Source organism: Pseudomonas sp. IT-196MI5 (genome assembly GCF_949767415.1).
In the GTDB taxonomy this organism is placed as follows: domain Bacteria; phylum Pseudomonadota; class Gammaproteobacteria; order Pseudomonadales; family Pseudomonadaceae; genus Aquipseudomonas.
On record NZ_CATKPZ010000001.1, the window covers coordinates 88,126 to 111,469 of the forward strand.

Sequence of the window (23,344 nt, forward strand, 5' to 3'; positions counted from 1 at the left end):
GCTCCTACAGGGGAGGTGGTCTGGCGCTAGAGTGCCTCGCGGGACGATTGCCCGTCCACCAGTCGCTGGATACGCAGCGGATTGCCGTTCTTCAGCGCATCCGGCAGCAAATTGTCCGGATAGTTCTGGAAGCACACCGGGCGCAGGAAACGATCGATCGCCAGGGTGCCCACCGACGTACCGCGCGCATCGGACGTTGCCGGGTACGGTCCGCCGTGGACCATCGAATCGCAGACTTCCACGCCCGTCGGATAGCCATTGAGCAGGATCCGTCCGACCTTCTGTTCCAGCAACGCTGTCAGCCCGGCGAACTGTTCGAAGTCTTCCGGCTCGCCAATGAGGGTGGCGGTCAACTGGCCGTGCAGCGCGTTCAATGCGGCACTGAGTTGTGCCTGGTCAGCGACTTCGACGAACACGGTGGTCGGGCCGAAGACTTCTTCTTGCAAGACTTCATCGCCGTCGAGCAACAGGCTGATATCCGCCTTGAACAGCTGCGGCTGGGCCTGATTGCCTTGCTGCGAGCTGCCGGCGAGGTGCTCGATGCCCGGATGAGCGAGCAGTTTTTGCAGACCTTTGCCATAGCTGCTCAAGGTTCCGGCATTGAGCATGGTTTGCGCGGGCTGATCACCCATCAGCCCGGTGACCTGCTGCACGAACGCGCTGAACTGCGGCGAGCGAATACCGATCACCAGGCCTGGGTTGGTGCAGAACTGACCGCAGCCTTGTACCACCGACGCGGTCAGGTCACGGGCGATGCTTTCTGCGCGCACTTCCAGGGCCTGGGGCAACACGATCACCGGGTTGATGCTCGACATCTCGGCGAACACCGGAATCGGTTGCGCACGGGCCGCGGCCATGTCGCACAAGGCTCGACCGCCCTTGAGCGAGCCGGTGAAACCCACCGCCTGAATGGCCGGATGCTTGACCAGCGCCTCGCCGACACCGCCGCCATAGATCATGTTGAACACGCCTGCCGGCATCCCGGTTTTCTCGGCGGCGCGAATGATCGCGTCGGCAACGAGTTCAGCCGTGGCCATGTGACCACTGTGGGCCTTGAACACCACCGGGCAGCCGGCCGCCAATGCCGATGCCGTGTCGCCGCCGGCGGTGGAGAACGCCAGCGGAAAATTGCTGGCACCGAACACCGCCACCGGCCCGAGGCCGATACGGTATTGACGCAGGTCCGGGCGCGGCAACGGTTGCCGCTCCGGCAATGCCCGGTCGATCCGTGCACCGTAGAAATCACCGCGACGCAAGACTTTGGCAAACAGACGCATCTGCCCGCTGGTACGTCCACGCTCGCCTTGAATTCGCCCCGCCGGCAACGCCGTTTCGCGGCAGACCACGGCGACAAAATCATCACCGAGGGCATCCAGTTCATCGGCAATGGCCTCGAGAAACTGCGCCCGCCGCTCCGCACTCAAGCTGCGATAGGCCGGGTATGCGGCCACCGCCGCGTTGGCCGCCGCATCGACTTCCTGCGGGCTCGCCTGAGAAAAATCCTGGGGCAAGGCCTCGCCCGTTGTCGCATCGAAACTCTGCAACTTGACGCTGCCGGCGGCGCTGCGTTGGCCGCCGATGTAGTTGTGACCAAGAATCCGGGTCATGGGTAAGTCCTCAAAGTGTGCCGACGGTGCCGGGTTCGAAAGCCGCTGCGATCGGTGCGATGCCATTGATCAATGGCGCGCCGAATTCGGCCTGGGTGATCTCGAACACATCACCCGGTTGCGTGCGAATGCCGTCGGCAAAGGACAGGGTCGCGGTGCCGAAGAAGTGAATGTGAACATCCCCGGGACGCAGGAACTGGCGGTACTTGAAATGATGGAATTCGAGGTTCGCGAGGCTGTGGCACATGTTCGCCTCGCCGCTGAGAAACTCGTTCTGCCATAGCACCTCGCCGTCGCGCAGGATGCGGCTGGTGCCCGACAGATGCTGCGGCAGGTCGCCCACCCGCAATTCCGGGCCATAGCTGCAGCTGCGCAGTTTCGAATGGGCCAGATACAGGTAGTTCTTGCGTTCCATGACGTGGTCGGAGAACTCGTTGCCCACGGCAAAACCCAGGCGATACGGCTTACCGTCGCGACCGATGACGTACAGGCCAGCGAGCTCCGGCTCTTCGCCGGCATCTTCGGCAAACGGCGGCAGGGGAAACGGCTCGCCCGGCCTGACGACGATGCTGCCATCGCCTTTGTAGAACCACTCCGGCTGCACCCCGGCTTGATCGGCTGCCGGTTTGCCACCCTCCACGCCCCATTTGAAGATGCGCATGGTGTCGGTCATCGCCGATTCGTCGCCACTTTGCTGGTGCATCTTGTCCCGGGCCGATGCACTGCCCAGATGGGTCAGGCCCGTGCCACTGACCAGCATGTGCGCCGGGTCCGGATGATCCAGGGGCGGCAGGATGCGCCGTTGCGTCAGCAGTTCGGCATAGTCATGACTGATGCCCAGCCCCAGGCTTCGCACCTGCTGCTCAAGATTGGTGCCCGCCTCGATCGCCGCCAATGCCAGATCGCGAACGGTGCGCGCGTCCTGCACTTCACGAACCAGCCCCGCCTCGACCACGCCGACACGGCGTTCGCCGTTACTCAATTCGAACTGAACCAAACGCATGAATTTTCTCCTGTTAACCAAACACTTCAAAACAACGCAGTCCCCCTGTGGGAGCGAGCCTGCTCGCTTATGCGGCGCATCAGTCGACATCAATGTCGGATGTGACAACCTCATCGCGAGCAGGCTCGCTCCCACAGTTGATCGGGGCCAATCCAAGGATTCAGGTACGGGAAGCCCCACGCGCACTCGCCGCAAATTGATTGGCTGGCAGGACGTGTTTGCGTTCCAGCAGGCGATAGACGACGCCCGTCAGAATCAGCCCGAACACCATCACGCCCGACAGGAAGTACAGGCCCGAAGCCAAGTTGCCGGTGTACTCCTTCAACGCGCCGATCACGAACGGCCCGAGGTAACCACCGAGGTTACCCACCGAGTTGATCAAGGCGATCCCCGCCGCCGCACTGGCGCCGGCAAAGAATCGACCCGGCAGGGTCCAGAACACCGCGGTGCAGGAAAACAGTGCGAACGCCACCAGGCACAGCGCCGCCAGTTGCAGCACCGGCACCGACAGCCAGGCGCTGAGGAACAGGCCGATCGCACCCAGTACGTAAAGCACGGCGAGGTGGCCGTAGCGGTCGTTCAAGCGGTCGGAACTGCGTGGAACGATCAGCAGGCCGACGATCCCGAAGATGTACGGCACCGCGGAAACGAAACCGGTCACCAGGTCGCTGCCACCGAATTGTTTGATTAGGGTCGGCAGCCACAAGCCCAGGCCATAGATGCTCAGGGTCACCGGCAGGTAGAACAGCGCCAGCAGCAGGACGCGTTTGTCCTTGAGGGCGTGCAGCGGATTGCCATGGCGGGTCTGGCCGTACGCGTCCAGGTCCTTTTTCAGTTCGGTGCTCAGCCAGTCCTTTTCTGCCTGGTCCATCCACTTCACTTGTTGCGGGCCGTCCGGCAGGTAGCGCAGCACCGGCCAGGTCAGCAGGATCGCCGGGCAACCGATGACGATGAACAGCCACTGCCAGCCGTGCAGCCCCAACACGCCGTCCATGCCCAGCAAGCCACCGGACAGCGGGCCGGTGATCACCATCGCGATGGGTTGCGACAGGATGAACAGCCCGAGGATCTTGCCGCGATGGCGCACCGGGAACCATTGGGTGATGTAGTACAGAACGCCCGGGAAGAACCCGGCTTCGGCGGCGCCGAGCAAAAAGCGCATCACATAGAAGCTGTTCGGCCCCTGGACGAAGGCCATGCCGATGGTGATGGCGCCCCAGGTGACCATGATCCGCGCGAACCAGCGCCGTGCGCCGAAGCGGTCGAGCATCAGGTTGCTGGGGATTTCCAGCAGGAAGTAGCCGATGAAGAACAGCCCGGCGCCAAGACCGTAGGCGGCATCGCCCAGGCCGATGTCGGCGCCCATGTGCAGTTTGGCGAAGCCCACCGCGGAGCGGTCCACATAGGCGATCAGGTACAGCAGGATCAGGAAGGGAATCAGTTTCAGCGTGATGCGACGGATAAGCCGCAGTTCCTGGCTCATGAGATCGGTCTCCGATTGTTGTTGTTATGGAACCTCGGGGGACGCCTCTCGCGAAATATTCGCCAGGGCCATCCCTCCGTTTGAGCCGACTATATAGTAATACTATTTACTCAACAACACTTCCAAACAGCGCGATTTGCGCTTATGTTAGGCGCCAGATAGAACAATATAGTCATACAATAAGAGAATCGATCATGTCTGATAAGAAACCCACCCTGCGCTCCGCCCAATGGTTTGGCACCGCCGACAAGAACGGCTTCATGTACCGCAGCTGGATGAAGAATCAAGGCATCGCCGACCACCAGTTCCATGGCAAACCGATCATCGGCATCTGCAACACCTGGTCGGAACTGACCCCGTGCAACGCGCATTTCCGCCAGATTGCCGAGCACGTCAAACGTGGGGTGATCGAGGCCGGCGGCTTTCCGGTGGAGTTTCCGGTGTTCTCCAACGGCGAATCGAACCTGCGCCCGACCGCCATGCTCACCCGCAACCTGGCGAGCATGGATGTCGAAGAAGCCATTCGCGGCAACCCGATCGATGGCGTAGTACTGCTGACCGGTTGCGACAAAACCACTCCGGCGCTGCTGATGGGCGCCGCCAGTTGCGACGTTCCCGCGATCGTCGTCACTGGCGGGCCGATGCTCAACGGCAAGCACAAAGGCAAGGACATCGGCTCCGGCACCGTGGTCTGGCAGCTCAGCGAACAGGTCAAGGCCGGCACCATCAGCATCGATGACTTCCTCGCGGCCGAGGGCGGCATGTCCCGCTCGGCTGGCACCTGCAACACCATGGGCACCGCGTCGACCATGGCCTGCATGGCCGAAGCACTGGGCACTTCCCTGCCCCACAATGCGGCGATCCCGGCCGTGGATGCGCGCCGTTATGTGCTGGCGCACATGTCCGGCATGCGTGCCGTGGAGATGGTGCGCGAAGACTTGAAGCTGTCGAAGATCCTCACCAAGGAAGCCTTCGAAAACGCCATTCGTGTCAATGCCGCCATCGGCGGTTCGACCAACGCGGTGATCCACCTGAAGGCCATCGCCGGGCGCATCGGCGTGGAGCTGGACCTGGATGACTGGACCCGTATCGGTCGCGGCATGCCGACCATCGTCGACCTGCAACCGTCCGGGCGTTTCCTGATGGAAGAGTTCTACTACGCCGGTGGCCTGCCGGCGGTGCTGCGTCGTCTCGGTGAAGCCAACCTGATCCCGAACCCGAACGCCTTGACCGTCAACGGCAAGTCCATCGGCGAGAACACCAAAGACGCGCCGATCTATGGCGAGGACGAAGTGATCCGCACCCTCGACAACCCGATCCGCGCCGATGGCGGCATCTGTGTGTTGCGTGGCAACCTGGCGCCGCTGGGCGCGGTACTCAAGCCGTCCGCCGCCACGCCCGAACTGATGCAGCATCGCGGTCGCGCGGTGGTGTTCGAGAACTTCGACATGTACAAGGCACGGATCAACGATCCGGAACTGGACGTGGATGCCAACTCGATCCTGGTGATGAAGAACTGCGGGCCGAAGGGTTATCCAGGCATGGCCGAAGTGGGCAACATGGGGCTGCCGGCCAAGCTGCTGGCCCAGGGCGTGACCGACATGGTGCGTATCTCCGACGCACGCATGAGCGGCACCGCGTATGGCACCGTTGTCCTGCACGTCGCCCCGGAAGCCGCTGCCGGCGGACCATTGGCCGCAGTGAAAGAAGGCGACTGGATCGAACTCGATTGCGCCAGCGGCCGTTTGCACCTGGATATTCCGGACGCCGAACTGGCTGCGCGGATGGCTGATCTGCAACCGCCGCAGAACCTGATCGTCGGCGGGTATCGTCAGCTGTACATCGATCATGTGCTGCAAGCGGACCAGGGTTGCGACTTCGACTTCCTGGTCGGTTGCCGCGGGGCTGAAGTACCGCGCCACTCTCACTAACCCCACCCTCCCCCTGTAGGAGCGAGCTTGCTCGCGATGGACGTCAACGAAAACGCGTGCTGCCTGAATTTACGCGTCGTCCTTGCATCCATCGCGAGCAAGCTCGCTCCTACAGTGTCTTATGCCTACCTCATGATCCCGTCTCGCCTGCTATCATGCGCGACACCCATCCGCACAGGACCGCGTCGTTCCCCATGGATTACCGCAAACCCTCCGACCGCAAAAGCATGCACTCGCGCATCGTCCAGGAACTGGGCATGCAGATCGTCTCGGGACGTTTCCTGCCGGACGACAAACTGCCCGCCGAAGCGCTGTTGTGCGAAGAGTATGCGGTCAGCCGGCCGGTGCTTCGTGAAGCCACCCGGGTCCTGGTTGCCAAGGGCCTGGTGTACTCCCGCCCGCGGGTCGGCACCGTGGTCAAGCCACGCAAGGACTGGCACATGCTCGATCCGGATGTGCTGCACTGGTTGATGCAAAGCAGCCCGCAGAATCAGTTTTTCGACCTGCTGACCAGTGTGCGCAGCATCATCGAACCGGCCGCTGCCGCCCTCGCCGCGCAATTCGCCACCGAGGCGGACATTGCCTCCATCGGTGAGGCCTACCAGCGCATGGAAGCTGCGCCAACGCCGGAGGCGCTGTTGCAGCCGGACCTGGACTTCCACAGTCGCATCGCCGATGCCACGCACAACGACTTGCTGGCCAACCTGTGCAACATGCTCTCGGTGGCCATCGCCGAAGCCTTGAAACATTCCAACCAGCGGCCGAACCTGCATGAACTGGCGCTGCCACGGCACAAGGCAATCCTGACCGCCATCGAGAATCGCGATGCATTGGGTGCGCGGCATGCGACGCTGGTGCAGCTGGACGATGCGCGCAGTGCGTTGAATGTTGTGCTGGGTACTGATCACTCTTGACCACCGCAGAACAACTGCGAGGTTTGTCCTGAATCTCTCTGGCACATCGACTCATTCGATGTGCGGTATCTGATTACCGCACCTTTAAATAGCCCTCGTTCTACGTTGTGCAATCCAAACCAAGCAAAGGATTGCAATAATGCCAATGCCCGCTTCATCACCTGCCATGTCGGACATCATTGCGCGCGCCATCAGCGCTCGATTCAGCACCCGACCAACGTTACGCTCGCAAGCCGCTCGCCTGCTCAAGGACGGCTTGCTGGAAAAATATCCGCAACTGGATTTCGACCCGTACCGAACCAAAATCGCGCAGCCAATCACCAATGGCGCCTGGCGGCTCACGCTGCTGCTGGATCTGGTGCTGGAATATCTGGCCAGCGGCATCCCTCCCGACTTGAACGATCAGTACGGTCGCAATTGTTTTTTGACCAACAGAGCACCCGCGCAACTTGGCATCAGCAAAACCACGTCGCGCTTGCCCGACATGCAGGTTATTGCCGGCGTCATCCGCGAGTTGCCAGACATTCTCTACATCGGTTTGCAGGAATCGTTAACGGCGTTCTGGAATGAAAAAGACGAGACTGGAGGCAGCCGCTGGCAATGGCTGGGCGATCTCCTGACCGGCATTGTGAAAGCGTCCGCCGTGCGCCATTCGGCGAATGATACGTTGCAGGGCGACATCCTGTCGGAACTGGCCAACAACCCCGACCGTCAGGTGCGCCTGCAAAGGCCCTGGTCGAAAGGTGCCATTGAGGCCTGCACGCTCCAAACCACACTGACCAAAGGCAAAGTGTGCGTCTCCCTGCAGACTCCCGATCTCTTGGTGATTTGCGGTGAAACCCATCTGTTGTGCAGCGTAACCGGCGACATCGAGTCCTTCCCTTCCCTGCAGGCTTTCGGTCTGGCATGGGGCGCCCGGTTTCAGCGGGACTTCAAGGTCGATTCCATTACGTGGAAGCGTTTTGAGCCGGCCGGCAACATCTTCGATACCCAAGCCGCCCTGCTATTGAATCAACAACTGGAAGACCTGGCCGCACTCAAACTGCCGGCCCACCAAAGCCTGGAGGATCTGGAAAAACGCTTTGATTCGATCACCAATATGACCAGGCTGTTCATCGGCAGCCAAACCAACGCCCTGCACCTTCAACCGATACAGGCAACGATTCCCGACTGGTTGCAAGCAGCAAACGCCACGGATCGTATGGCCTATCGCAAACACGTCCTGGCGCTGGCCAGCGTCAAACAGCAGACCCACGGGCGCTCGTTTCGGGATGGCATTGATGACGTACATACGTTCGCCAAAAAAAAGCTACACCGGCAGATGCTGGAAGACAAACCCCTGGCTCCCGGCTACAACGCCGATGAGCTGGAACTGACTTTCCATGTTCCCGTCGGTGATCTTGGCAGCAGTTACACCGAAACGGTCAACATGTCCCTGACAGAATTGGCAATCAAAAATCTGGCTGGCAAGCCCGAAGGCCGCATGACGATCCATCACCTTGGGAATCAACTGGTCCAGGATTGGACCACCGAGGCCTACCTGCTGGACTTGGTGAGCCGGGTCGATGTCGGTAAGCATTATCCCGAACTGATCGACACTTTACTGCTCGCCGATAGCGACGAGGCACGAGAGCGCCAGCGATTGTTCGAACTGGAACTGGGAGTTCAATTACCACTGCTGGCCCTCGAATACGCGATCAAAGGTGAATATGGCTTTACCCGTTTGGGCTACCGATATGTCGATGCTTTGATGAATCGCTCGGCTGCCGGGCGAATGGTCGAAGAGCAAGCAATCGTCATCAGGCCACTGGCGTTTCAACGTACGGCAGACAGTGAATGCGATGTGGCCAGCAACATGTTCATCATCGAGCCGAAAGACTTGAGTGCCGAGGGCCCTCATATCCTTTATCGGCCGCTGTACACGCCCTCTTTGCATCAATATCCCACCCGTAGCGACTTGTTCAAAGCGATCGCCCGAACCGGTCCGCTGCAAGACAGTGTACTGACCTGGCTAGCAGACCGCGCACGCCCCATCTACGCCCACAACGGTTTCAACGAGCCGCACATCGTGCATTTACATATCGGCGACGACTTCACGCCCTACAGAAAGCCCGAACCAGCGATTGTGGTGGGCAATGCGGCGGCCGGAGACTGGCTCAAGGCAGTAGAGGAAGACCGCTTGCTGGCCAGCCTGTTCATCAGTAATGCACGGGCACTGGTCGAACTGGCTGACCGGCAATCTGTATCCAATACCGAGAGCCGCTGGGCGATCATCCTCGAAGGTGGATGGCTGCTCTTCAATACCTTGATCCTGCCTTTAAGCGGTCCGGCGATGCTGGTGGGCTGGATGCTGCAAATCACCCACAGCCTGATCAACGATCTTCCGGCACTGGACAGCGACGACGCCAAAGCCCGGAACCTGGCCTGGATCGACGTGTTGTTGAATATCGGCTTGCTGCTATTACATGTCGCACGAGAGCACGGTGCAGCGCTGTTGCCTGACGGAACCAGCAGGCAAACCCCGATTACCTTCGAACCCTTGCGCCATCCCCCGACTTCATTCTCGTTGACCGACGAGACCGTAATTACTCAGGCGCCAGCGGCGTTGCCTTCCGAGCCACCGGGCAGTGGCCATACCCTGTTGGATTTCAAGGTGTCGACCGCTCGAGATTCCGCCACGGCGCAGCTGTTCAACACATTGCTGGATGTTCGGGTTCCATGGCCGACACCGCTGCCAGACCCTGTTGCAACGGGCCCCTTCAAAGGGTTGTATCGGGTTGACAATCAATGGCACGCCACCGTCGCCGGCCTGCTTTTTCGGGTCAGTATCGTGCCGGGTTCAGGTGAGGTCTATCTGATCCATCCCAAGCTTGCCGATCACCCGGGAATCAAACTGAAAACCAATGGAAAGGGTCAATGGACCCTCGATCAGGGATTGAAACTGGTCGGCGGCGGACGCCATTCAAGAATCGAAGCCCAACGCAAAGCAACGCAAGAACGCATCAGTCTGCTGGAGCACAATTACCAAGCGTTTCTGCAACAGCAAGAACGGGTGCAAAGGGGCGTCGATATCGCTGAAAAGCTGATGAACCAGAAAAAAGACCTTCCCGGCAGCTCTGAACAGGACCGAGCAACCTTCAGGCACCTTTACAACAAGGAGCTGGATAAGCAGACCGAAACCTACGTCACGCAGATTGCCGAACTCAAGGAAATGGCCGTTTTAACGAAATCTGATCCCAATTACCCAAAGCTTTGCGCCTTGTTGGAAAACAGCATCAACAATGCCCGCAAACGAATTGTCTTGGCTGACATGGAGCGTGTAGCCACCCATCGCCACTATCCCGATTTCAGCAGTGGCATTGACCAGCTCTACGCTGCTTTTTCTACCGAAGGCATTGCCATCATGGATCGATACTTCGATTTCATGCACAAAACCTCCGAAATCAACGAAACCATGATCAGATTTTATGAAGAGGTGGATAGTCGTCTTCTGGAGTTGAAACAAATCCCACGCCTGGGTGCCGAGTCCTGGCAACGACTGACCCACAACAGACCGGAAAACGAACTCACGGCGTTGAGAGTCAAGTCTTACCAGTTGGTTATCTTGCGGACTCTCAGTACCAGGAATTTGGGGACGCAAACCGCGACAGCCCTGGAAGACGCGGTTAATCCAATACTGCTGTTGTCCCGCTCTCACGATGAACTGCACAGTTCACACCTCTATGAAAGTGGCGATCGTATTGCCGTGCTGGATAACCTGGTTAATCACTACAACAAAGCACTGGACGGACTTGAGAGTATCGGCATTTTCGATGCTGACGAGTTGCAATCAACCGCCTTCAATCGTCTGCGCGAGCTCATCAATGAACTGCGCGTCGATGCCGAACAACGTTTGGCCGACGAATTGCAGAGCCAGCCGCAACCTGATGAATCCGCTTCATCTGCCGTCGGCAGCAGCAAGCCAGCGATCAACCGTCCTTCATGGGCCGGTCGAAAGAGGGTCATCAAAACCGCAAAAGGTACATTGATCGGCGATATCCGCCCTCGCGTGGCCAACCAGGGCGCAGACATTGTCGACATCAACGGTCCGCTGGAAGACAGACCATTGACCTCTTTTCACGAACATGAACCGAATGTCTGGGTAGAAATCGTCAAGCCCAGGCAACCAGCACCCCAAGTACCCTCGCGTCCCTACTCGCAACTCAAAGGCGATGCCCGCAAGGCGATGGCCAACGTGGACAAGCAGGTGACGAAGATCGAAAGCTACGCTCAGCGCGCGAGCTCTCCCAAGGAAATTGAAGAGCAATTGCAACGAGAGGCTCAAAAACTCACCGGGTATGCCGACCGTCTTGAACACCATGAAAACGCCCCGGTTAACAAGGAGCAGGATTCCGCGCTCATCAACGGGCTACGGGACACGGCTCGCACCCTCGACACCAAGGCAACAGAACTTCGCACGCGTATGGCCCTGGCCCGCCCACCGAGCAGCGAGGGAGTCGAATATTTGCTACAGCGCAACGTAATTTTCGCTCGAATCAGCGGCAGCCGGGTTCAACTGAAAACCGGACGGCGAGACTTCATGCAGGAATACGTCCTGCTCAATGAACACAATCAAGCCTGGTCGTACGCGCATTTTCACTATGCAAATGTGGATGATGCCAAGGCTGACTACACCCGAGCCCATCTGAAAACCAAAGAACAACAATTGGATACGTACGAATCGGCGATGGCCAAGGCCAAAGATCCGAAACAGAAAATCGATATTCATCGCGGCATCATCAGCAGAGCACTGGCCAACAGCGTATTTCTGCCCCTGGAACCGCGCTGATACGCCCCCATAAAAAAAGCCGCAACCCTCAGGTTGCGGCTTTTTTGAGACCGTCCAGGGCTCAGTGAGCAAATAGTGAGTTGCCCTTCTGCCCCGCCAGCCTCGAAGGTTTGATCAGGAACCGCGCCAGTGCCGGCAACAGCCACAGCGCACCGAACATGTTCCAGAGCAGCATGAAGGTCAGCATCAGACCCATGTCGGCCTGGAACTTGATGGCCGAGAAGATCCAGGTGCACACGCCGATGGCCAGGCACAGGCCGGTGAACAGTACCGCCTTACCGGTGGACTTCAGCGTCTGGTAGTACGCTTCTTGCAGCGGCAGGCCGGCACGCAGGAAGCTTTCCAGGCGGCTGTAGATGTAGATGCCGTAGTCCACGCCAATCCCCACCCCGAGCGCCACGACCGGCAGGGTCGCCACTTTCACACCGATGCCCATGAAGGCCATCAGGGCGTTGCCCAGTACCGAAGTCAGCACCAGCGGCAGCACGATGCACAGGGTCGCCGCCCACGAACGGAAGGTGATCATGCACATGACCGCCACACAGATGTACACCAGGATCAGAATGGTCAGTTCGGACTTCTTGATCACCTCATTGGTGGCTGCCTCGATCCCGGCGTTACCGGCAGCGAGGATGAACTCCAGGCCTTCCTTGTTGTTTTCCCTGGCGAAGTCCTGCACCGCATGCACCGCGCGATCCAGGGTCTCGGCCTTGTGATCGTTGAGGAACACCAGCACCGGCGCCAGGGAACAGCTGTTGTTGTACAGGCCGTCAGCACGGGCGATGGAGTTGTTCAGCACATCAGGGTTACGCGACAGGGTTTCCCATTTCAGGTTGCCTTCGTTCATGCCCTTGATCATTTGCTTGGATACCGTCACCAGGGAAATCGCCGACTGCACGCCCTCGGTGTTCTGCATCTTCCACATCAGCTCGTCGATCGGTGCCATGGCTTCGTAGCGCGAACACCCCTCGGCCTTGGTCTTGACCATCACCACCAGCACATCGGAACTGGTCGAATAGTTGTTGATGATGAAGTTGTTGTCCTTGTTGTAGCGCGAGTCCGGACGCAACTCCGGGGCCCCCTGGTCGAGGTCGCCGATTTTCAGGTTCTGGCTGTACCACAGGCCGCCGCCAAAGGCGATCAGCGCCAGCAGAACCGACACCGGTGCGACTTTGGCGCTTGCAAAGTTCGACAGCAGGCGCCAGAACGGATGTTCGCGCACCGCGTCTTTCTTGCTGCGCTCGACGGCACGCTTGCTGATACCGACATAGGAAATCGCCACCGGCAGCAGGATCAGGTTGGTGAACACGATCACTGCCACGCCAATGGATGCGCCGATGGCCAGTTCACGGATCACGCCGATATCGATGATCAGCAGCGTGATGAAACCCACGGCATCGGCGAGGATCGCGATCATCCCCGGCAGGAACAATTGACGGAAAGTACGACGCGCCGCCGTCAGGGCGTTGTCCGCTTCACTCGATTGCAGGGCGATCCCGTTGATCTTCTGCACGCCGTGGGAAATACCGATGGCGAAGATCAGGAACGGTACCAGCATCGAGTAAGGATCGAGCCCGAAGCCGAAGAAGTGCATCAACCCCAGCTGCCAGACCACTGCCACCAATGTCGTGCTCAACACGGCGACGGTACTGCGCAGGCAATTGGTGAACCACAGCAGGAGGATCAGGGTGATGACAAAGGCGATGCCGAAGAACATCACCACCATCACCAGGCCATCGATCAGGTCACCGACTTTCTTGGCGAAACCGACGATGTGGATCTTCACGTTCGGGTTCTGCGCTTCGAACTTGGTGCGGATCTTGTCTTCAAGCTCGTGGGAGAACTGGCGATAGTCCAGCGCCAGCAGCTTGCCCTGGTCCTGTGGGTCCGGGTAGGACTCCAGCAACGGAATGTCGACGATGCTCGACTTGAAGTCGTTGGACACCAGGCGCCCGACCTGGCCGGACTTGAGCACGTTGTTGCGCAGCAAATCGAGGCTGGCCTGGGAGCCGTTGTAGCTCTGCGGGATCACCTCACCGCCGGCGAAGCCCTCTTCGGTCACTTCCGTCCAGCGCACGCTCGGGCTCCACAACGACTTGAGGCCGGAACGGTCGACACCGGAGATGTAGAACACTTCATCGTTGATCTGACGCAGGGTCTCCATGTACTCCTTGGAGAAGATGTCGCCATTGGTGGCTTCCACCGAGATCCGTACGGTGTTGCCCAGGTTCGCCAGATCGTTGCGGTGCTCCATCATCTTCTGGATGAAGGGATGCTCCAGCGGGATCATTTTTTCGAAACTGGTGGACGGACGGATCAGCGTCGCCTGCCAGAACAGGAAAATGCTGACCAGCAGGCAGATCGTGATCACTGCCGGGCGGTTGTTGAAGATCAGGCGCTCGAGGAACGTCGCCTTGTCCTGGTGATGAGTACTCAAGGAAGTCATAGCTCCGCCTTCTTATTATTGACCTGGCTCATTTGCCCGCTTTTATTTGCCAAGCTCAGTGCCGTTTGGCGAGGTGACGCGAACGCCGCCCTGCCCGGCCAGAACCAGATTGCCATTGCCTGCCGCAGTCACTGCCGAGACGGAAATACGGTCCGCACGATTGACCACCTTGAAGGTTTCGCCATCGTCGCTGCTGCGAATCACCGAGCCGCCGTTGCCGACGATCACGATCGAGCCATCGTCGAGCAGCGTGCCGCCGGACAGCCCGAACTCCAGGTCGCCACGTTCTGCCTTGAGCTCGACCTGCTCCCAGGTGCTGCCGAAGTCCGTGGAGCGGTAAAGGTTGCCGCGCAAACCGTAGGCCAGCAACGTATCAGGCTGCGCCGTACCAATCACGCCAAACAGCGAGCCTTCGTACGGACCTTCGATTTTTTCCCAGGTCTGGCCCCAGTCCGCGGAGCGGAACATGCTGCCCTGCTCGCCAACGATGAACAGCCCGGCGTCCTTGACCGCGGCAATCGCGTTCAGGTGGTACTGGTCTTCATTGTCGAGGCGGTCGCTGGCGTCTTCCCAATGTTTGCCACCGTCGGTGGTTTCCATCAGCGAGCCGTAGGCGCCCACGGCAAAGCCGCTGTCGACGTCCTTGAACCAGACATCGAGCAGCGGCGATTCGCGCGTCAGGTCTTCGAATTGCCTGGTCCAGGTCGCGCCGCCGTCCTCGCTGGCGAGGATCTGTGCGTCATGGCCGACGGCCCAGCCGTGCTTGTCATCGACAAAGAACACTGACGTCAGCAGGGCCCGGGTCGGAACCTTGGCCTGGGTCCAGGTTGCGCCCTGGTCATCGGAATACAGGATGTGCCCACGATCCCCGACCGCCACCAGGCGCTTGCCGGCGTGGACGACATCGAGCATCAGGCTTTTGGCAGCCTTGGCAGATTCAATGGAATAAACAACATCGGATGCTGACGCCGCTGCGGCCAGCGCAGGCGCCGACAACATGGCAGAGCCCAACAGCGAGAGCGCTGTAGCCAGCAACGCGAATTTGCGCAGTGCCGGCGGGCGGCAGATACCCACACCCATGACAGGCTCACTCATAGACCTTCTCCCATTATTATTGTTAGGTCGTTCAACCTTTCTGGGCGCCGCAAGGGTGCGTGTCTGGACCGACTGCTTCAGAGCATAGTCCTGAAACCCGCAATCCAGAGCCCCTTCGGAAGCTGGCTTATCCTATCGGTGTTTTTTCATGTCTGACAATCGACGCCACGTTATGTTTTGTTAACCGGGGGGGGATGGGGGTTGTTCTGAATGGTTGGGTATCAGGTGGGGTGATTGGGGTTTTGGTGATTGGGGTTTTGGTGATTGGTGTTTGGTGTTTGGTGTACATATCCATTGCTGCGGTCACGACCACCTGTGGGAGCGAGCTTGCTCGCGATGGCTTTGTGTCAGGCGATGATTGTTTTGCGGGTGTACATATCCGTTGCTGCGGTCACGGCCTCTGGCGGTTCCGCTCTTACAGCGGGTCACTTTGAAAAGCCTGCGCGGCCCGGCGCAAAGTAACCAAACGCTCTTGCCCCTGACATTCGGTGCCTCGCCTAGGCTCGGCATGCCCTCGCTCCGGTCCTGCTCCGTGGGCCCGCCGCGATCGGCCATCCATGGCCGTACGCGGCTAACCCGGCATCCATGCCGGGTTGCCCACTGCGCAGAACCTCCACTCGGCCTCACGAAGGGGCGTGCACCGCAACAGCACCCGAGGCGGCCTACCGGCCGGCCTGGTTCGTCATGCGTGCGCATTGCCCGGTAGGCGCTGTCGAGTGCAACGAGGCTGCGATCCTTTGGCGTTATTCCTGACCAACAAGAGCAAAAGATCGCAGCCTTCGGTAGCTCCTACGGCGTAATACATCCGCGAAATCAGGTCGGCTGGCCGGCCTCGCTCTTCATGCGTGCGCACTTCCCTGTAGGAGCTGTCGAGTGCAACGAGGCTGCGATCCTTTGGCGTTATTCCTGACAAACAAGAGCAAAAGATCGCAGCCTTCGGTAGCTCCTACAGTTGGGCTGGGTACATTCGAAAGAAATTGGTCGGCTATCAGGCCGCCTTCGCTGGCAAGTCGGATCGCCGCACCGCTGCTCCTACAGAAAAGCAAAGGCAGATCGGCGTACACCCACGTTCTTCACCACTCAACAGGCCGAGCGTTAGCTCGCCTGCAGCTCTTGATCTTGATCCACCCGCCCCCTCGGCAGGCTGAGCGGAGGTGTTCATCCGGGGATTGGCGCGCAGCGCCGTTCGACGCAGTCGAACCCATTGCATGTAGGTCGAAGCGAAGCCGACCGGAGGGCAATGCCCCCGGATGAATACCGCAGCGAAGGAACCCCGAGCCTCAGCGAGGGGCCGTACGTAAGGGGCGAGACTTTTTGGTTCCTTTTGTGTCGTTTGACAAAAGGGACTCGCCGTAAGGGCGAAACCATAAGTCGCCGTTACCTAAATAACGGATATGTACTCAATCAACCAACAACCTGGTCGGCCCGAAGGCCGCCAAGTTCAAAAGCCAAGATCAAGCCAAACTCTTGCTGACCACCTCAAACACATCACTGGACAACTGCCCCGAAGCCCGAATCCGCTCCAGTTCCCCCTTCATCAAAGCCTGACGAGCACTGTCGTACTTGCGCCAGCGCGTCAAAGGCGCCAACTGCCGAGAAGCAATCTGCGGATTGAAGCCATTCAACTCGATCACCAGATCCGCCAGGAAGCGATACCCGGAACCGTCGGCCGCGTGGAAGTTGATCAGGTTCTGCCCGGCAAACGCACCAACCAATGCCCGCACCTTGTTCGGGTTCTTGATGTTGAACGCCGGGTGCTGCATCAACGCCTTGACTCTCTCCAGACCACCGGGCAACACACTGCCGGCCTGGACGCTGAACCACTGATCCATGACCAGCGGATTGTCCTTGAAGTGCTCGGCGAAGCTGGACAGCGCCTTGGCCTTCTCGGCCTCGAACGGCGAATTGACCAGCACGGCGAGTGCGGTCAGGCGCTCGGTCATGTTGTCGCACGCGTCGAACTGCTCCAGGGTCGCCGCCAGAACTTCCGGCTTACCGCTGAGCATCAGGTAGGACATCGCGATGTTCTGCAAGGCACGACGGGCAAAGTGTTCAGCCTCGGCTACATACGGCGTCTGCTTCGACAAATCGCGGTTGGCCTGATAACGCAGCCACAGGCCTTCGAACAACGCGTCAGCCAGTTGCTTGCGGGCAAACTCACGCGCCGTGTGAATCGCTTCGACATCTGCCACTTCGCTGATCTCGGTCAGGTACGCCTCGCTTGGCAGCGAGAGCATTTCCGCGACCATCGCCTGATCCAGCGATTCGTCCGACAGCACGGTACGCAACGCGGTGACCAGACGTTGATCCAACAGCAGCGCTTCACCCTTCTGCTGCTGCTCGATCAATTCCTGCAGCACCTGCACCGACAGCTGCTGGCCGGCATCCCAGCGATTGAAGCCGTCGCTGTCGTGCTGCATCAGGAACATCAACTGATCACCGTTGTACGGGAAGGTCAGCTTCACCGGCGCCGAGAAGCCGCGCAGCAACGATGGCAGCGGTTGTTCGGCAATATCGACGAAGGTGAAGGTCTGCTCGGCCTCGGTTACCGAGATCACGCGGGTCGTGCCTTGGGCGGCGGCTTCACCGGCAAGACGCAAGACAATCTCGCCACCCTTGCTGTCCAGCAGGCCCAGCTCGACCGGGATCACGAACGGCAGTTTTTCAACCTTGTCCGGGGTTTCCGGGCAGCTCTGGCGGAAGGTCAGGCTGTAGGTTTTCGCCGTCGCATCAAAGGACTCGCTCACCGCCAGGCGCGGTGTACCGGCCTGGCTGTACCAGCGCTTGAACTGGGTCAGGTCGACGCCATTGGCATCTTCCATGGCCTTGATGAAATCATCGCAGGTCACGGCCTGGCCGTCGTGGCGTTCGAAGTACAGGTCGCTGCCTTTGCGGAAACCTTCGGCACCGAGCAAGGTGTGGATCATGCCGACCACTTCCGAGCCCTTCTCGTACACAGTCAGGGTGTAGAAGTTGGAAATCTCGATGAAGCTGTCCGGGCGCACGGCGTGGGCCATGGGGCCGGCGTCTTCGGCGAACTGGTGGGTGCGCAGGTAGGCAACGTCCTGGATGCGCTTGACCGTGGCCGAGTTCATGTCCGAGGAGAAACCGGCATCGCGGAATACCGTGAAGCCTTCTTTCAGCGACAGCTGGAACCAGTCGCGGCAGGTCACGCGGTTGCCCGACCAGTTGTGGAAATATTCGTGAGCGACGATGGCCTCGACCCGCTGGTGCGCAGCATCGGTGGCGGTTTCGGCCTTGGCCAGCACGGCGCTGGAGTTGAAGATGTTGAGGCCCTTGTTTTCCATGGCGCCCATGTTGAAGTCATTCACGGCGACGATCATGAAGATGTCCAGATCGTACTCGCGACCGTAGACCTCTTCATCCCAGCGCATGGATTTCTTCAGGCTGTTCATGGCGTGCTGGCACTTGTCGATGTTTTCCGGCTCGACGTAAATGCGCAGCGCCACGTTGCGCTTGCTCATGGTGGTGAAGCTGTCTTCGACGCACCACAGGTCGCCGGCCACCAGCGCAAACAGGTACGCCGGTTTCTTGAACGGGTCTTCCCAGGTCGCCCAGTGCCGGCCCTCTTCGCCAGGACCGGAGGCAATCGGGTTGCCGTTGGACAGCAGCACCGGATAGCTGTGCTGTTCGGCCACCACCGTGGTGGTGAAAGTGCTCATCACGTCCGGGCGGTCGAGGTAATAGGTGATCTTGCGAAAGCCTTCGGCCTCGCACTGGGTGCAGAACATCGTGCCGGACTTGTACAGGCCTTCCAGCGCGGTGTTGGTTTCCGGGTGGATACGGACGCTGGTATCGACCGTGAAGGTGGTGCTGGTCGGGTGCAGGGTCAGGTGATTCTCGGTTAGCTGGTACTGCGCATCAGAAAGCGCCTGGTCGGCCAAAGTGACCGACAGCAGTTCCAGCTGCTGGCCATCGAGCACCAGCGGCGGCAGGCCCGGGCCACGCTCGGGGTTGCGGCGCATCACCAGTTGCGCATGGACCAGGCTGTGGTCCTCGTACAACTCGAAGGTCAGGTGCGTTTCGTCGATCAGGTACTCGGGCGCCTGATAGTCCTTGAGGTAGATCATCTTCGGTTGTTCGGTGCGCATGCTGGAGTCCTTACTGATGCACGGCGAGCTGGTAAGCCGTGTATTTACGAATGTTGATCACGCCGGTGTCGAAGATCAGGTATTGACCCTTGACCCCCATCAGCGTGCCTTCGGCAATCGGGTTCTTGTCCAGGTTGAAGCTGACGATCTTCGCCGGGTATTGCTCGACCGGGTAGCGGATTTCCAGCGGTTCGACATCGGTCACCGGCTGGATCGCCTGCAAGCCAAATCGCTGCTGCAACCCCAGCAGACCTTCAGCGCAGCTGTCGAACAATTGATCGCGGACCTCGGCCAGGTTCACGGCCACCGCATCGCCCTTGAGTAAAGCACGCCAGTTGGTCTTGTCGGCCACCTGGCTGCGGAACAGATCCTCGACGAAACCGGATTGTTGCCGGGTCGATACGCGCATGATCGGCAACGCCTGGCTCGCACCCTGGTCGAGCCAGCGGGTCGGCAACTGGGTGGCGCGGGTAATTCCGACTTTCACCCCTGACGAGTTGGCCAGGTACACCACGTGATCGGTCATGCAGAACTTCTCGCCCCATTCCGGCTCGCGGCAGGTGCCGGCGTCGTAGTGGCAACGCTCCGGGCTCATGATGCAGACGTCGCACTGGGCCAGTTTGGTCATGCACGGGTAGCAGTAGCCCTGGCTGAAACTGGTCTTGGTCTTGCGTCCGCAATGGATGCAGTGGATCGCACCCAGGTATTCCAGACGCACCGTGGTGCCGATCAACGGATTGACCGGGACCTCGGTTTCGCCCAGACGCAAAGCGTATTGCACGTTCGGCCCGTCCAGGCGCGCCGACATTTTGCTGATTGCACCGCGGCCAATCTCGATCAATGGATGGCATCCGACTTGAACAGGATGTTCGGTACTTCGATCGACTTCGAAGCGCATTCCTGCGGCCCCATGTAGCCGGTACGCTGGTCCTCGGGCAGGTTCTGGACTTCCCAGGCGATCATCGCCTGCAGCGACAGCTCGCGTTGCTCGGCGGTGAGTTTGCCACCGTCGGACCATTTGCCGATTTCCACGGCCAGTTTCAGGCTCTCGTAGATATCGGCGGTGATGTTGTTGATCATTTCGTTAAAAGAGGACATTGAGTCTCCGTCTCTTCATTGCAGATTTTGAATTAGGCGGCCAGTTTACGGCGGTTATACAACCCGCCCAACAAACCGGTGAAGCATCCGATGAGTAACCCGCTGACATGGGCCGCGTTGGCGATTTCGCCGAAGCCGATCATCGAGACCAGTCCGGACAGGCACAGCAGCAACCACACCAGCATCATCACCAGCACGCCTCGCGGCAGGCGATAAGCCGGGTTCGGCGCCAGCAGCTGGAAGATCCAGCAATGCCCGAGCAGGCCGTACAGTACACCGGACAAACCACCGAACAAGGTCGGGCCGCTGAAGTAATACTGGGCGTAGTTGGACACCAGGCTGAACAGCAGGGTCAGGCCGATCAGGTTGATACTGCCCTGACGCGACTCGATGCGACGCCCCAGTTCCCAGTACCACATGCCGTTCATCGCCAGGTGCAGGATGCCGAAGTGAATCAGCATCGGCGTGAACAGGCGCCACCACTGCCCCGCCGCCAGGCTGTCGGCCAGTGGCGTGAAGTGGAGGTACTCGCCGACCACGCGGAATTCGAGGAAAGTCAGCCAGCGCATTGTTTCAAGGTTGTCGCCGAGCAGGGTCACTGCACCGACGATCACGCTCAGCAACAGCACCAGCGCGGTGGCCCTGGCGTATTTCAACTGTTCGACGAACCCCGGACGCTTGATGGTCTGCGCCAGCGGAATGTCCAGTTGCTGATCGGGGTCGCCCGCCGGAAAGCGTTCGTACAGCGCGCGCACGTCTTCGCTGATGTTCTGCGGCACCCACAGCACCTGTTCGCCAGCTTCTTCGCTGACCCGATGGGGCACTTGCATGCGCTTGAGCAAGATGACGAACCCGCTCAAGTCCACCGCCAGGGGCAGACGCAATACCGCTACAGCACTCATTGCAGCACCTCCGGCCGCTCGACATCGACCCAGACGAATTTATGCGGATCCAGGCGGGTTTCCTGATCCAGTCGGTAGGCAACCAGTTTGCCGTACAGCACCGCGCTGTAATCCAGACAGGCCAGGTTCGGCCGAATCGGTGCCGGCTTGCCGCTGCGCCAGTAATGACCGACGAACAACAACGGCTCATCGATGCCATAGCGCAGCAAACTGTTCTTTTCGGTGGACGTCAGCGGCGTCCGGGCCACGGGTTCCGGCAGTGCATCGGGCTGGAACACGATGTCGCCGTAGGTTTTCGGATCGTCTTCCCAGAACTTGGTGCGGAAGAACGAACGCACCAGCCCATCGCCGCTGGTCATGGTCAGGCCATGGGGCAAGCGCATGTCCGTGCCACGCAACAGGCGATCGAATACGGTGCAGGCAAAAGATCCCGATTCCGCCGAAGCCTGGAGAAAAGGCTCGTCGACGCAACCGTTAGGGAACAACGCCCGCAGCGGCTCGATCAGCCCGGCATCCCAGCAGGCGTGGACCACGCGAAAACGCCCGGCATCGACGAACAATGGCAGCTTATAGAACCAGTGCTGGAAGTCGTGCCAGTCACCCGGATGGTGTTCGAACTGGGTCAGGGTTTCATGCAACAGGCGGGCATGACGCGGCGTGTGCTCGCGCACGAACTGCTTGCCGCTGCCGGGCAGCGCCGGCGTGCTCCAGCCCAGCGCATTGAACTCGTGGTTGCCCATGATGCACAGCGCCTGACCGGCCTCGACCATGTCGTGGACGATATGCAGCGCCTCGCGAATCCGCGGGCCGCGATCGATGATATCGCCGACGAACACCGCCATGCGCGAGGCGTGTCGCCAGACGCCGCCCTGTTTGTGATAACCGAGTCGGTCGAGCAAGTGCTCCAGGGTCAGAGCGCAACCGTGCACGTCACCGATCAGGTCGTAGCTACGCGCGGGATCGAGCATCAGTCGCCTCCACCCCCCAACTTGCTGCCCCAGCCGAGCTTGGTTCGGCAGACTTCATAGTAGTTGTGGTCGAGCGGGTGAATCAGCCGCAGTTTCTGGGCTTTCTTGCTCACGGTAATGGTGTCGCCGGGCGCGCAGGTAAAGTGGTTCTGCCCGTCACACGAGACTTGCGGGTAAATCTGCATATCCTTGGACACGACGATTTTCAGCTCACTGTTGCCATCGACCACAATCGGTCTACCTGACAAGGTATGGGGGTACATCGGCACAATCACAATAGCGTCGAGCTTGGGATGCATGATCGGCCCGCCGGCAGACAGTGCATACGCGGTGGAACCGGTCGGCGTCGCAACGATCAGGCCGTCGGCCTTCTGGCTGCAGACGAACTGGCCGTCGATGTACAGCTCGAACTCGATCATTCGCGTGGACTTGCCGGGGTGCAGTACCACATCGTTCAGTGCATCGCCCTGGCCGATGGCCTCGCCGTGGCGGCGGACTTCGGCCTGCAACAGGAAGCGGTTTTCCACCAGAAAGTGGCCATCCAGCACTTCGGCGACCTTGGTTTCCAGCTCATCGGGGCGAATGTCGGTCAGGAAACCCAGGCTGCCCCGGTTGATGCCGAGCACCGGAATATTGTGTTTGGCCAGTGCCCGGGCCGCACCGAGCAGACTGCCGTCACCACCGACCACAATGACCATGTCGCAGACTTCGCCGAGCATCTTGCGCGACGAGGTTTGCAGGCCGTGCCCTGGCAGCACTTCGGCGATGGTGTCTTCGAGGATCACGTGCAGGTGACGATCGAGCAGAAACCGTTTCAGTCGGCGGACGGTATCCAGCACCTGGGAACTGCCCAGGCGACCGATGATGCCGATATTGCGAAATTGCTCCATGGGGCTCCTGCGGGGATCTGTGTCGCGGCGAAAACCACGATTATGGGCGAAAGCCGCCCGTAGACAA

The 23,344-nt window shown here is 59.8% G+C and carries 14 protein-coding genes; 3 read left to right on the forward strand and 11 right to left on the reverse strand.

Annotated elements, in window-relative coordinates; all coding sequences use genetic code 11:
* Positions 1 to 26: 26 nt before the first annotated feature.
* From ACM6IK_RS00325 to ACM6IK_RS00335, 3 genes are all read right to left on the reverse strand, one after another.
* Positions 27 to 1,607, reverse strand: coding sequence for an aldehyde dehydrogenase (NADP(+)) (locus tag ACM6IK_RS00325; RefSeq protein WP_414872655.1), 1,581 nt, complete (start codon positions 1,605 to 1,607; stop codon positions 27 to 29).
* A gap of 10 nt (positions 1,608 to 1,617) precedes the next feature.
* The gene (gene araD1 / locus ACM6IK_RS00330; protein ID WP_414872656.1) at positions 1,618 to 2,610 is read right to left on the reverse strand and encodes an AraD1 family protein; all 993 of its coding nucleotides are present in this window, start codon (positions 2,608 to 2,610) and stop codon (positions 1,618 to 1,620) included.
* Positions 2,611 to 2,770: 160 nt separating this feature from the next.
* Positions 2,771 to 4,093 (reverse strand): MFS transporter, encoded by a 1,323-nt coding sequence (locus ACM6IK_RS00335; RefSeq protein ID WP_414872657.1) that lies wholly within the window; start codon positions 4,091 to 4,093, stop codon positions 2,771 to 2,773.
* A gap of 194 nt (positions 4,094 to 4,287) precedes the next feature.
* On the opposite strand from ACM6IK_RS00335, the gene ACM6IK_RS00340 reads away from it, so the two are divergent.
* The 3 genes from ACM6IK_RS00340 to ACM6IK_RS00350 all read left to right on the forward strand — a co-directional run bounded on the left by ACM6IK_RS00340 (position 4,288) and on the right by ACM6IK_RS00350 (position 11,766).
* Positions 4,288 to 6,024 carry an IlvD/Edd family dehydratase gene (locus ACM6IK_RS00340; protein WP_218428599.1) on the forward strand — a complete coding sequence of 579 codons (1,737 nt, stop codon included), beginning with the start codon at positions 4,288 to 4,290 and terminating at the stop codon, positions 6,022 to 6,024.
* 194 nt (positions 6,025 to 6,218) lie between these two features.
* Positions 6,219 to 6,938 carry a FadR/GntR family transcriptional regulator gene (locus ACM6IK_RS00345; protein ID WP_414872723.1) on the forward strand — a complete coding sequence of 240 codons (720 nt, stop codon included), beginning with the start codon at positions 6,219 to 6,221 and terminating at the stop codon, positions 6,936 to 6,938.
* 139 nt (positions 6,939 to 7,077) lie between these two features.
* A complete protein-coding gene (locus ACM6IK_RS00350; protein WP_414872658.1) occupies positions 7,078 to 11,766 on the forward strand; it encodes a dermonecrotic toxin domain-containing protein in 4,689 nt (1,562 codons plus the stop codon).
* A 61-nt stretch (positions 11,767 to 11,827) separates the two neighbouring features.
* On the opposite strand, the gene ACM6IK_RS00355 is transcribed toward ACM6IK_RS00350, so the two are convergent.
* From ACM6IK_RS00355 to ACM6IK_RS00390, 8 genes are all read right to left on the reverse strand, one after another.
* Positions 11,828 to 14,212, reverse strand: coding sequence for an efflux RND transporter permease subunit (locus ACM6IK_RS00355; protein WP_414872659.1), 2,385 nt, complete (start codon positions 14,210 to 14,212; stop codon positions 11,828 to 11,830).
* Positions 14,213 to 14,254: 42 nt separating this feature from the next.
* Positions 14,255 to 15,307, reverse strand: coding sequence for a WD40/YVTN/BNR-like repeat-containing protein (locus ACM6IK_RS00360; RefSeq protein ID WP_414872660.1), 1,053 nt, complete (start codon positions 15,305 to 15,307; stop codon positions 14,255 to 14,257).
* A gap of 1,454 nt (positions 15,308 to 16,761) precedes the next feature.
* Entirely contained in the window at positions 16,762 to 19,419 is a 2,658-nt protein-coding gene (gene pepN, locus ACM6IK_RS00365; protein ID WP_414872661.1) for an aminopeptidase N, read from the reverse strand.
* 10 nt (positions 19,420 to 19,429) lie between these two features.
* Positions 19,430 to 20,260, reverse strand: coding sequence for a DUF2797 domain-containing protein (locus ACM6IK_RS00370; RefSeq protein WP_218428603.1), 831 nt, complete (start codon positions 20,258 to 20,260; stop codon positions 19,430 to 19,432).
* Complete coding sequence (locus tag ACM6IK_RS00375) at positions 20,257 to 20,517, reverse strand: YeaC family protein (protein ID WP_218428604.1); 261 nt, start codon at positions 20,515 to 20,517, stop codon at positions 20,257 to 20,259. The genes ACM6IK_RS00370 and ACM6IK_RS00375 overlap by 4 nt, the downstream gene beginning before the upstream one ends.
* A gap of 32 nt (positions 20,518 to 20,549) precedes the next feature.
* Positions 20,550 to 21,419: a rhomboid family intramembrane serine protease gene (locus ACM6IK_RS00380; protein WP_414872662.1), complete on the reverse strand. Its 870-nt coding sequence runs from the start codon at positions 21,417 to 21,419 to the stop codon at positions 20,550 to 20,552.
* On the reverse strand, positions 21,416 to 22,390 hold the full coding sequence (locus tag ACM6IK_RS00385) for a metallophosphoesterase (RefSeq protein ID WP_414872724.1): 975 nt from the start codon (positions 22,388 to 22,390) through the stop codon (positions 21,416 to 21,418). Before ACM6IK_RS00385 ends, ACM6IK_RS00380 begins: the two co-directional genes overlap by 4 nt.
* Positions 22,387 to 23,277, reverse strand: coding sequence for an NAD(+) kinase (locus ACM6IK_RS00390; protein WP_218428607.1), 891 nt, complete (start codon positions 23,275 to 23,277; stop codon positions 22,387 to 22,389). Before ACM6IK_RS00390 ends, ACM6IK_RS00385 begins: the two co-directional genes overlap by 4 nt.
* Positions 23,278 to 23,344: the final 67 nt, after the last annotated feature.

Excerpts from the sequence above, each read along its gene's own strand:
- ACM6IK_RS00345 (WP_414872723.1), top strand. The coding sequence starts at position 6,219 with ATGGATTACCGCAAACCCTCCGACCGCAAAAGCATGCACTCGCGCATC.
- ACM6IK_RS00375 (WP_218428604.1), bottom strand. The coding sequence starts at position 20,517 with ATGTCCTCTTTTAACGAAATGATCAACAACATCACCGCCGATATCTAC.
- ACM6IK_RS00325 (WP_414872655.1), bottom strand. The coding sequence starts at position 1,607 with ATGACCCGGATTCTTGGTCACAACTACATCGGCGGCCAACGCAGCGCC.
- ACM6IK_RS00340 (WP_218428599.1), top strand. The coding sequence starts at position 4,288 with ATGTCTGATAAGAAACCCACCCTGCGCTCCGCCCAATGGTTTGGCACC.
- ACM6IK_RS00350 (WP_414872658.1), top strand. The coding sequence starts at position 7,078 with ATGCCAATGCCCGCTTCATCACCTGCCATGTCGGACATCATTGCGCGC.
- ACM6IK_RS00360 (WP_414872660.1), bottom strand. The coding sequence starts at position 15,307 with ATGAGTGAGCCTGTCATGGGTGTGGGTATCTGCCGCCCGCCGGCACTG.
- pepN (WP_414872661.1), bottom strand. The coding sequence starts at position 19,419 with ATGCGCACCGAACAACCGAAGATGATCTACCTCAAGGACTATCAGGCG.
- ACM6IK_RS00355 (WP_414872659.1), bottom strand. The coding sequence starts at position 14,212 with ATGACTTCCTTGAGTACTCATCACCAGGACAAGGCGACGTTCCTCGAG.
- ACM6IK_RS00335 (WP_414872657.1), bottom strand. The coding sequence starts at position 4,093 with ATGAGCCAGGAACTGCGGCTTATCCGTCGCATCACGCTGAAACTGATT.
- ACM6IK_RS00380 (WP_414872662.1), bottom strand. The coding sequence starts at position 21,419 with ATGAGTGCTGTAGCGGTATTGCGTCTGCCCCTGGCGGTGGACTTGAGC.
- ACM6IK_RS00390 (WP_218428607.1), bottom strand. The coding sequence starts at position 23,277 with ATGGAGCAATTTCGCAATATCGGCATCATCGGTCGCCTGGGCAGTTCC.
- araD1 (WP_414872656.1), bottom strand. The coding sequence starts at position 2,610 with ATGCGTTTGGTTCAGTTCGAATTGAGTAACGGCGAACGCCGTGTCGGC.